General features: G+C 68.6%; 6 protein-coding genes. 2 read left to right on the top strand and 4 right to left on the bottom strand.

The annotated features are described in order from the left end of the window. Positions 1-563: 563 nt before the first annotated feature. Together ABD355_RS21120 and ABD355_RS21115 are read right to left on the bottom strand one after the other, a co-directional pair. Positions 564-914: a DUF6886 family protein gene (locus ABD355_RS21120; RefSeq protein ID WP_344402051.1), complete on the bottom strand. Its 351-nt coding sequence runs from the start codon at positions 912-914 to the stop codon at positions 564-566. 62 nt (positions 915-976) lie between these two features. Continuing rightward, positions 977-2,599 carry a serine/threonine-protein kinase gene (locus tag ABD355_RS21115; RefSeq protein ID WP_344402050.1) on the bottom strand — a complete coding sequence of 541 codons (1,623 nt, stop codon included), beginning with the start codon at positions 2,597-2,599 and terminating at the stop codon, positions 977-979. Positions 2,600-3,017: 418 nt separating this feature from the next. Here ABD355_RS21115 and ABD355_RS21110 point away from each other — a divergent pair, with 418 nt between their 5' ends. Together ABD355_RS21110 and ABD355_RS21105 are read left to right on the top strand one after the other, a co-directional pair. Further along, entirely contained in the window at positions 3,018-4,112 is a 1,095-nt protein-coding gene (locus ABD355_RS21110) for a hypothetical protein (protein ID WP_344402049.1), read from the top strand. Between the two features lie 15 nt (positions 4,113-4,127). Then, positions 4,128-6,368: a hypothetical protein gene (locus tag ABD355_RS21105; protein WP_344402048.1), complete on the top strand. Its 2,241-nt coding sequence runs from the start codon at positions 4,128-4,130 to the stop codon at positions 6,366-6,368. A 422-nt stretch (positions 6,369-6,790) separates the two neighbouring features. On the opposite strand, the gene ABD355_RS21100 is transcribed toward ABD355_RS21105, so the two are convergent. Beyond that, positions 6,791-7,480: a ComEA family DNA-binding protein gene (locus ABD355_RS21100; protein ID WP_344402047.1), complete on the bottom strand. Its 690-nt coding sequence runs from the start codon at positions 7,478-7,480 to the stop codon at positions 6,791-6,793. Between the two features lie 1,451 nt (positions 7,481-8,931). Next, positions 8,932-9,258, bottom strand: coding sequence for a hypothetical protein (locus tag ABD355_RS21095; protein ID WP_344402046.1), 327 nt, complete (start codon positions 9,256-9,258; stop codon positions 8,932-8,934). Between the last annotated feature and the right edge of the window lie 568 nt (positions 9,259-9,826).

Here is a 9,826-nt window from a genome sequence, read left to right as displayed (position 1 = left end):
CATGACGAAAAAGCATCTACAGCCCCCGTGTATACAGTTGTAAAGCGAAAATAAGTGGTCGAGCGAGACCCTAAAACGGCGTAAGCCCGGAAACAATGTGGCGATCACCACGGGAAGGTCATGGAACCTGCGCACTTAGTTCACGATGAGACGGGGACGAAGTGCTGCAAATGTGGAGCAAGAGTGCACAAGTTGCCACCCGCTCTCCCTTCGGGCGACCCTGCTCATGGTTCTTCATGCTTTCACGATGGATAACTTTAGCGAAATCTTACTCAATTCCATCCTTGATCTTACATCAGTTCGCCAGCTTGTGACCCTGTTGGTCAAGTCTCCGGCGCGTGATCTCGTCAGCCTCGAATCTGGTTCTCGGGGCCGACGTCGTGACGGAAAGAGGTCAGCGATCTCGTTTCGGCCAGCGAGGACCGGCTGACGTGCCGGCAGACGGCACGGGTGGCGCGGACCGCACTCCCCCGGGACAGCCTGGCGATCCGGATCCGGGACCACTTGGCCGTGCTGTTCATTCGCGGACCTGTTCCCCGGCACTCATGAGGCCGCATGTCTCATCAGACATGCGGCAGTCTGGAGAACGGCCACAGGACGTCCAGAACCCGCAGCTGGCTGCCAGCCTCGGCGTACAGGGCAAGCAGGTCACCGACGGGCTCTGGCGACCCCAGCGGCTCGACAGTTTCGTCCGCCACATGGGCACGCGGGACGGGCTCCCCGATGGGACGGAAGGGCGTGAAGTCGAACCGGTAGGCGCAGAGGCGAACGTCGCGGATCTCCTCCAGCCAGGCGTACTCGACCGCATGTACTCGATCTCCCCCGCCAGGGCCGATGATCCGCTCGCGGTCTAAAATGTAGACCTTGATCGCCGCCCCGGCCGCCGAGCTTTCCGCAGTTTCGTCTGCGGCCACCAGCGGCCGCAGCGGTGGCCAAGTCGGCCATCCGCCGCTTCAGCGGCGTGGCCGTCGGCGCGCTACTGGTAGACGGTGGTGATCGGCGTCGAGACGCTGGCTCCGCTGCCGGGGGCGGCATAGGAGATGGTCCACACTGCAGCGGTCTTGTTCGGGTAGCCGTACAAGTAGCCGCCGTTGTCGCAGCCGTAGTTCAGGCGCTGTCCCGCGAGCGTCGCGGTGCCGCCACCGGCGAACGAGCAGCGGGCGCCGTTGGCCAGGACGACGCTGATCGGTTCGATGTCGGGTCCGCCCGGCATGTGGTCGTTGTTGCCAGGAAAGCCCTCGGGGACCGACAGTTCGACCATGCGGTCGGGGGCTCCGTCCAGGCACAGCGCACTGATGTCCGAGGGATCGGAGTCCGGGGAGAAACACGGGTCGAGGATCCGGTCGCCGGCGGTGCAGCGCCAGGCATCCGTACGCATCGTGGATTCGGCGGTCCCGAAGCAGGAGCCGCTGGCGCGGTCGGTGATGGTGATGCCGGTTGCCGGGGTGCCGCCTGGGGACCAGGGACTGAGGGTGATCACCTGGGTCTGCGTCGGCGCGGACGACGCCGCGGCAGTCGGGGGCTGCGACTCGGCAACGGCTGAACGGGCGAGAGATGACGTGGTCGCAGCAGGTGTGGCGCCAGGAGTGGAGCGGGCCGCGACGGGCTGCGGGGAGTGGGTGGCGCGCGCTGAGGCGTGGCCTGGGGCCAGCGCGAACCAGGTCCCTGTGGCGGCCGCGGCAAATACGGCGGCCGCGACGACGATGAGCCGGGCGCGCCCGTGCGGAGGGCGTGTTGCGGAAGCCAGCCAGGCGGGGTCTTCGACGGTCGGGGGGTGCCACTGCTCTGCGATCAGGTTCGGGAACTCGGTCGGCCTGTCGTGGACATCCCCGAGGACCTGAGTCGCCTGCTCGCCGAGCAGCTCGGCGGTCTTGTGCGCCACGGCGGCGGACGACGGCCGATGGCCGGGGTCTTTGGCGAGGCACGCCGTCACGAGGCTGAGCATGTCGTCGGGGACACCGTCGAGGTCCGGCTCGGCGCTGAGGACGCGGAAGGCGACGGCCTCGGCATTGCCGGTGCCGAAGGGGTGGCGGCCGGTGGCCGCGAAGGCGAGCAGCGCACCCCAGGCAAAGACATCCCCTGGCGGCCCGGCGGTGCCGTCCCGGTAGTACTCGGGGCTCAGCCAGCCCGGTGTCCCGGTGAGCATGCCGGTACGGGTGACGGCGGTGCCGTCGGCGACGTGGGCGATTCCGAAGTCCAGCACCCGCGGCCCGTCGGGGGCCAGGATCACATTCGCGGGTTTCAGGTCGCGGTGGACCACCCCGGCGGCGTGCACGGCCGCGAGCGCCCCGGCCGTCCCCGCGGCGAACAGGTGCAGCTGGATCCCGGCCAGCGGCCCGTGCGCCGCAGTGTGCTCTGCGAGCGTCAAGCCGGGTACGTAGGCCGTCGCCAGCCACGGGATCTCCGCCTCGGGATCGGCCTCCAGCAGCGGCACCAGACACGGACCCGACACCCGCCGCAGCACCTGCACCTCGCGCCTGAATCGGGCCCGGAACTGGTGATCCGCGGCCTGCCCTGCGTGCACGGCCTTCACCGCTACCCGCTCGCCCCGCTCCCCGACCGCGGCGTACACGGTGCCCATCCCACCCGCGCCCAGCACGCCGACCACCCGGAAGCGCCCGATCCGAGCCGGGTCCGAAGCACGACGAGCGGCAATCCACGACACAAACACGACCCCCGCCGAGAGCAAATTGTGGACGAGATGTGAACCCTAGCGGGGATCACCGACGCCACACGCCAGTTGGCATCAGATGAGATCCACCCGTGCCACGCCCGCCCAGCCGGACCCCGAGCCCCCCCGCAATCAGCCTTCGTTGCTCACACAGCTTCGTGCTGCCGACCGGCACCCGGCACACCTCCGCCGGGCCCCGCGACGGCCTACTTTGATCCCCGGATCGCAAGTCGACGTCACACCCCTCTGGCTCTGCTTCGGCGAACTCGCTTTGCTGCAGGCGACTCCTTGGTGAGCGGCTGGTCGCGCGGCGTGTGCCGTCGCCGGTGGCCGCCATACTGGGCGGATGTCCGCGAACGCCAGCGACGACCTGGCAGAAGAACTGACACTGGCGCAGCTGACCCGCCACAGGCAGTCCGGCCCCTTGCCGCCGCCGATCCAGAACCCTGCCCTGTTGCCGTTCAACGAGCTGGATCCCGAGGTGTTCGAGCGGGTCGTCGCCGAGGTGGTCAGTCGGCGGCACAACCTGGGTGTGCAGTTCTACGGACGGCGCGGGCAGAAGCAGCACGGCCTGGACATCGTCGAGCGGGAGCCGTCCCAGCGCCGCTCCCTCTACCAGGTCAAGCGCTACCAGCAGATTACGGAAGCGCAGCTCCGGGAGGCCGTCGAGACGTACGCCGGACCCGTCAGGGGCCCGAACTTCCAGGGAGACTCCCGGCGGTTCGACCCTTACAGGTTCGTCGTAGTGACGTCGGCGCAGACCGAGAACGACACTGCCACCGTGGATGCGCTGGCCAAGTTGCAGAACGAGTACGCCGGCGATCTCGTGATCGAGGGTTGGGGTGCGGAAGCGCTCAGCCGCGCCCTGCGCGATGCCCACCATCTCGTGTTCGCGGTGTTCGGACCACACTGGGCCGAGGCGTTCTGTGGATTCACACCTTCCCCCGCGGCACAGATCGCACCCGAAGCCTTGGGCCTGGTCGATGACCCCGCCGAGGTACTCGGCCTGGACGCGCTCCAGGCCGACGCTGTCGCGCAGGAGGAGCGGACCCCGCTGGATGCGGCGCACCTGCTGGGGCTCGTCGCCGACGGTCTGCAGGCAGGCGGCTTCCCGGTGCACTCGGCAGCGATTTACCGTCGCCAGGCGCGGAACTTGCTGTCGGGCGGTGATCTGTCGGGTGCGTTTTCCATCCTGGTCAAGTTGACGCTGACGGCGATCTCCACTGCCGACCACACGGCAGCCGCGTTCGTCCGCATGGATTTGGAAAGGACTGCGGGCCAGCTGGGGAATTCGGCACCCGCCACGGCAACAGTTCTGGCTGCGGTCGACGGCTGGTCCGAGCACGGAAGCCAGCTGGCTGCCCCGGTGCCGGCGCTCGAGGCCCTGGCTGCTGCTGGCGACGAGCATGCCGCCTTGCTGTGCTGTCTGGTGATCGAGTAGGCCATCGTCGACGGCTTGTATGACTGGATTCCTGCACGGCCCGTCTTGTCGCCGCTGGACGCGGACACCGACGGGCTGTTGGCGCGGCTTCGGTCGCTCGCGGCGTCCGCCGACCACCGTGATCCGGTGATCCGGGCGCGGCTGCGCTGCGCTTACGCCGACGCCGCCGTGCCCCTTGAAGGCACACGCGAGGAGCTCGAGCGGTCATGGCAGCAGCTAGTCCGTGCTGCGGCGGCCGGGCGGTTCCGCGGAGCCCGCGCGCTGGTGGCGTCCCGAGCCGCCTACGCCTTCGCGGCACGCGGTGATGGCGAGCAGGCGGAGAACCTGTGGCGGCAGGCCGTGCTGGCCAGCAGCGAGGAGCAACTGTATGGCGACGCCCGGGGAGCGATGCGGTCGCTGCAGTACCTGGCCATCGACCAGGGCCGGCCGCTTGGCGGACCGAACGGCGCCACCGGCGGCCTGCCCGATCGCAAGCGGCTGCTGGCGGCAGCTCTTGACCCGGCACTGTCCGCGCTGGAAGCGGCCCACCACGGTCGCCTGCCCGATGCACTCGGAGACGTCCGCCGGTACCTGTGGGAGGCGCGACTGTCCGGCGACCGACGCGAGGAAGCCAGCGCACAAGCGCTGTTGGGCGATGTGCTCAGCACCGGCGGTCACCACCTCGCAGCCACGCACTACTACCTGGAGGCAGGGGCCGGAGACAAAGCCGCCGCGGCGGTGCGCGCGCTGCCGCGGCCGTTCGACGTCACCAACTGGCTCAACTCCCCGGTGCGTCACCGCCAGGCCGCGAGCATCGCGGTCATGAAAGCGCAGGCAGCCGCCCTGCCCGACACTGTGGTCCCCGAGTCGGTGCGCCAGCTCTTGGAGCATGCAGCCACGGTGTGGGCAGCTCCCCATGCAGATCCCGCTCCCGAGCGCCAAGCTCTGAATGCTGTGGCGGCGTTCGGACGGCGCATCCCCGAGAGTGCCGTGGACACCATCCTCGCTCTGGCCAGGCCAGCCACCGCTACCCCCGCGCCTGCCTCTTGGGTGGTGGTCGCCCCCGTCGTCGCGAACCTCCTCATCCAGGCCTACTGGGCCCGTGGAACCACAACGCCCCGAAATCGCCCAGATGCTGGACTCCTTGCTGGCGCTGCCAGTGCCGCCTTTCAACCTGTGGCCCCTGATGCTCGAGATCCCCGAGCAGGCACGCGAGCCCTTACTGGGCATCGTGCGCTCCCGCGCCGAGGACGGCGACCGGGACGCCCTGCGTGTCCTCGCGCACTGGCTCGAGGACACGCCCGCGGTCCAGACCGCAGCCCGTCAAGCCTGCGCCGCGCTGCTGCGCCGCCCCGTGGACATCCCTCGCAACGTTGTGACCCCACCCAGGCCACCGAAACCGTCGACTTCCTCAAAGCGCTGCTCAAGGCAGACACCCTCATCGACGTCTCCCCCGACGATCTAGGTCCCGACCAGGCCCAGCCCGCTGGCCGCGTCGTGCTGCAGATCCAGCTGAATCCCCCGGCCGATACAAGCAGTACCCAGGTCTATGGTCAGCCCACCGCACAGCACATACCTGACCAGGCGGCTATTCAGACGGCCACGGGGCCCGACCAAGCGGCTCTCCTCGCTTCAGGGCCGCTGCCCGCCCTGGCTGAGGCCATCGCACGACACCTGCTCGCCATGGCCGAGGACACCCACGACACGTCACCGTCGCGTATTCAGGCGATCGACGCACTGCGCGCTCTGGCCTTCCACCTGCCCGGGCCGGTCCTGTTCGACATCACTGACCGGATGCTGATCGTCAGCCGTAACCCGGGGCTCCCGGAGTTCGACCGGCTCACGTTGGAGGCCAGCGGCGCGTTCAGCCGAGGCCGCCTGAATCTGGGCATCACGCATCTGCCCGGGATGGCCTTGGTACTCGCGACGGACGCGTTCATCCAGCAGCGCGATCGCCAGTCCCCACTCGCGGCACAGGAGACCGCGTTCGCTGACGAAGTGATGGCCTCAAGTGCGGCACTGATGCGCGATCCGGACGCGGAGGTGCGGAAGTTGGGCGCGATCGCAATGCACGATCTCGCTCACGGCGCACCCGACGCCGCTGTCCAGACCACCGGCATGCTCTCCCACCCCGATCCGCAAGTCCGCGTCCTCGGCGCCAGCATCGTCCCTCTGACGCCGGATCGACAAGCGCTTCTCGCGAGTGATCCGGCGCTGGAGGTACGGCAGGCCCTATCCGACCGGCTCACGGCGCAATCGCCAACCGCACCCAATTGATTGGGAGGAGCACGGGCAGCCGAGCCGTGCATGCGGTTGGAGCACGTTGCCGGGGAGAACTCAGGTGGGGCGCCCGGCGGCTCGCCCGGCAGCCGACGACCACCCGCCCCGAAGCTGGCCGCGACGAGCCCCTGATACACCGCGGAGAACAGTCCGGTTCCGGCGGGGTGTCGGGTTCGGCTGCGCCTGCCGTCGGCCCGCGCCTACGTCCCGTCGGCAGGTCGGCACGCCACGAGACCGTGGGTGGGTGCGGGGATCCTGCCACGCACACAAGCCGACCGCAGAGGCGGCCTCAGCACCCGCGAACGCCCCGCCGCCAGGCGCACCGGCCACAGCAATCGGGTATGCGGGCGGGTTCAGACCGCGCACGGCGTCGGCCCGACCGACTTGCTGCCTGGAACGGTGACCCGCGAAGTCCGGGGCTAGGAGAGGAGGACGAACCGCTCTGCGAGTTCGTCGATCAGCGAGGCGGGCAGCTCGGCGTAGACACTGAGCTCTTCGAGGTAGGTGAAGAGGCCCTGCTGGTTGCGGACCTGGATTACGCGTTCTGCGAGCTCTCGGGTGAATCCGGGCAGGTCGAGGAGCACCGCCAGCGGCACATGGTTGACGTCGACCAAGCCGCCGTCGTCGAAGCGACGTGGCAGATCGGGGCGGCCGATCCCAAGCTCGCGGGCGAGCGCGGGATCACGTTCGAGGATGCACCGGGCTTCGGCGCGCCGGGCTCGTCGTTCCATCGCCGCTTCAACGGCCGCGCGGTCGCTGCCGGACGTGGTCCTCACCATTGTGCGGTCGGGGTCGACGAGTCTGCTGCGCACCCCGAAAGTCACCACGAGGCCGCCGCCGATCAGCACGACGACGATCAGCCCTCCCCCGGCGCTGCTCCGCCCTGAATCTGCGGGCGCGCTGGTGAGGGCCAACGCAACAACCGTGACGATCAATGCCACTGCAGAGGCGAGGGCGAGAGCACGGGACCGCAATCGCCACGCGGCCCACCCGAGGATGACCATCGTTCCCAGGCCAACGGTGAGCAGGGGCACCAGCGCCCAGAGTACGCTGCCCGCTCTGCTCATCCGCGGCTTGAAGGGAAGGGCAGCGTTGCCCGGCCTGGCCATGGCTCCACGCTACGACCGGCGACGAAAGTCGGCCAGTGCACTGCCGCCCAGCGGAGGGATCAAGGATCGATTGCCCGGCAGGCCACCGTCATCTCAGTCTCGGAAGCGCAGGCCCCACCAGCCGCGTTCGACGTCACGCGTCACCACCTCTGCAGGGCGGGATGGCTGTTGCACTCCCTCTCTGAACAGCACGAATTTGCCTACAGACAGGTCCTCGTGACCAGCCAGACCGGCGTCACTGATGTGCACACCGCCGGAGCTGAGGATGTACGTCCCGGGCCTGGCGGTGAGATAGGGCAGGGGGCCGGTCGGGACGGGTTTTCCCACTCTGTTGACCGGGGGTCTGGGAGTCATTGAGCCCTGTGCGGCCGAGGGGCCACGGCGTGATGCCGCGCTCTGCTGGCGAGCCTGGATGATCTTTCCCGCGATCCAGAGCAGCGTGGTTCCGTACACCAGGACAGCACCCACGATGCCGAGGGGGACGGCCGCCCGTGCCCGTTGACCGCCGCACCGATCGGGCCGACGTAGACGAGCGCGACAAGGAAGAAGATGAGGAGCGGCCCGCATCCGGAACCCTTGGAGCTGCGCCGCCGCGTACTCGTGCTTGCGTAGAGGGGGCCGAGATGAATGCCGATGCGCATGGCCACCTCCACGACAGCGACAGGAAGCGCCAGGTCGGATTGTGGTGCTCTTTTCTAAGTTTCCGTCCTGTTCGCTGCAGTACGCCACCATCCGGCACTGTTCACGTGAAGCCAGCGGGCGCAGCAGCACCCGCTCCTGGATCAGGGCGATCTTGCTCGCTTTCCCACTGCCTTCTGCCCCTCGGCCGCCCAAGACCATTGAAAACAGGTAATCACCGAGCTGAGCGCGAACCCCGACGGCTCGCTCATCCACCCCGGACAGATCGCGGAGATCTGCCAACGCGAGGACCTGGCGGAACTCGCCGTCGCCGTGGCGTGACTCCGGCGGCACCCGTTCGTCGAAAGGGTCTGCGGAGCAAGAGAGGGCCTCCGAGCTGGTTGGACCCCTGAAACTTCGTCGTCCCGGCGCCCCGCCATGAAAAGGACCAGCCGCTGTGGGTCCTGACCGGCGACGAGCACGCCCAGGCGAACAGCTGGCGTAGGCCTTCGTCCAGCCCCACGTCACTGCCACCCCGGCTGCGCTCCAGAGGCGTTGAACGGCACGACAGAGCTCCGCGAGCAGGCCCGGGTCCCGTACGAGACCCGGGCCTGCCTGCGAGAAGAAGATCGCCCCGGACGAGCCGACCAACATCGTCGTACAGATCGGCAGTCACGTCGCGCACGTGCGGTACGAACACGCCCGCTGCCACGCCGCCGCCGTGGAGATCCCCGACCCCCGCTCCCCTGCCGGGCCGGCCGCGCCGGACGACGGCATCACGATGCGGATGACCGCCTCCGCTGTCGAGCACGACCACGCCGTGCTGCCCATCCTCATCGCGGAGATCGAGGCCCCATCTTCATCCGCACCCAGGCGGCTTCGGGCCCCGCCGGATCGGGAGGTCCGGCGGGGCCCGCTGAGTTGCTGCTGTCAGTTTGCCCAGGTCTGCGGGCGATGTAGTAGCCCTCTTCGTCCACAATGACCTCCACGGTGCCGCTGCTGTGGTCGTAGACGCCGATCATCAGACCGGAGTCGGCGACCAACGCCAGGTTCGGCACGGTCTCGCCTGCCCTGAAGTGCAGGTTGGAGGCGTTCGGCACCGCCAGCTCGTTGGGGTAGACGGTGAGGAACCGGTTCTTCTGCGGCTGCGTCGCGGTCACGGTGACGCTTCACCGACCCGTCACCCGGCCGACCGGTACCAACCGGGATCGCCCCTCCACTCTCACTGTGGCATAAGTGCGCAGGTCAGCGCCGTGTGCACGACCAGCCAAGTTTTGTGGCTCCTGCCCGGGACTCGAACCTGCGGCCAAGCGACATCGGCTTACCGCTTCAGCTGGACGACCGTCTGGATCACCAGCTGCCCACCCCCGACCGGCGGCTTCCCTCGTTCCCATGTTCTGTGTCCCCCGCCGGGGGCTCGAACCTGCGCAGCACCGGTCACCCGGCACCCTGCCCCACGAGGCACAACGCCCCCGCCAGCCGATCCCCCATTGCACATCCATTGCACAAACTCGCGGGAACTGCCGGGAACACCCCAGGTCAGCCGGGCACGCCCACCACGACGCCTAACGGTCCTGACCCCGGGAAAACGCCAGGTCAGGACCGTAAAAGCAGACGAGTCGGGCTATACGCCGGGTTCTGTTCCCCCAGCCAATGGAAGGCTCATGTCAGCTGCGTCTGGCCTGAGCCGTCCACCGGCCGCCTTCGGGATTCGCCCCCGCAACCTGC

Source organism: Streptomyces longisporus, from assembly GCF_039532765.1.
GTDB lineage: Bacteria > Actinomycetota > Actinomycetes > Streptomycetales > Streptomycetaceae > Streptomyces > Streptomyces longisporus.
Note: the sequence above shows the minus strand (reverse complement) of the source record. Positions and strands in the feature narration are given on the sequence as shown.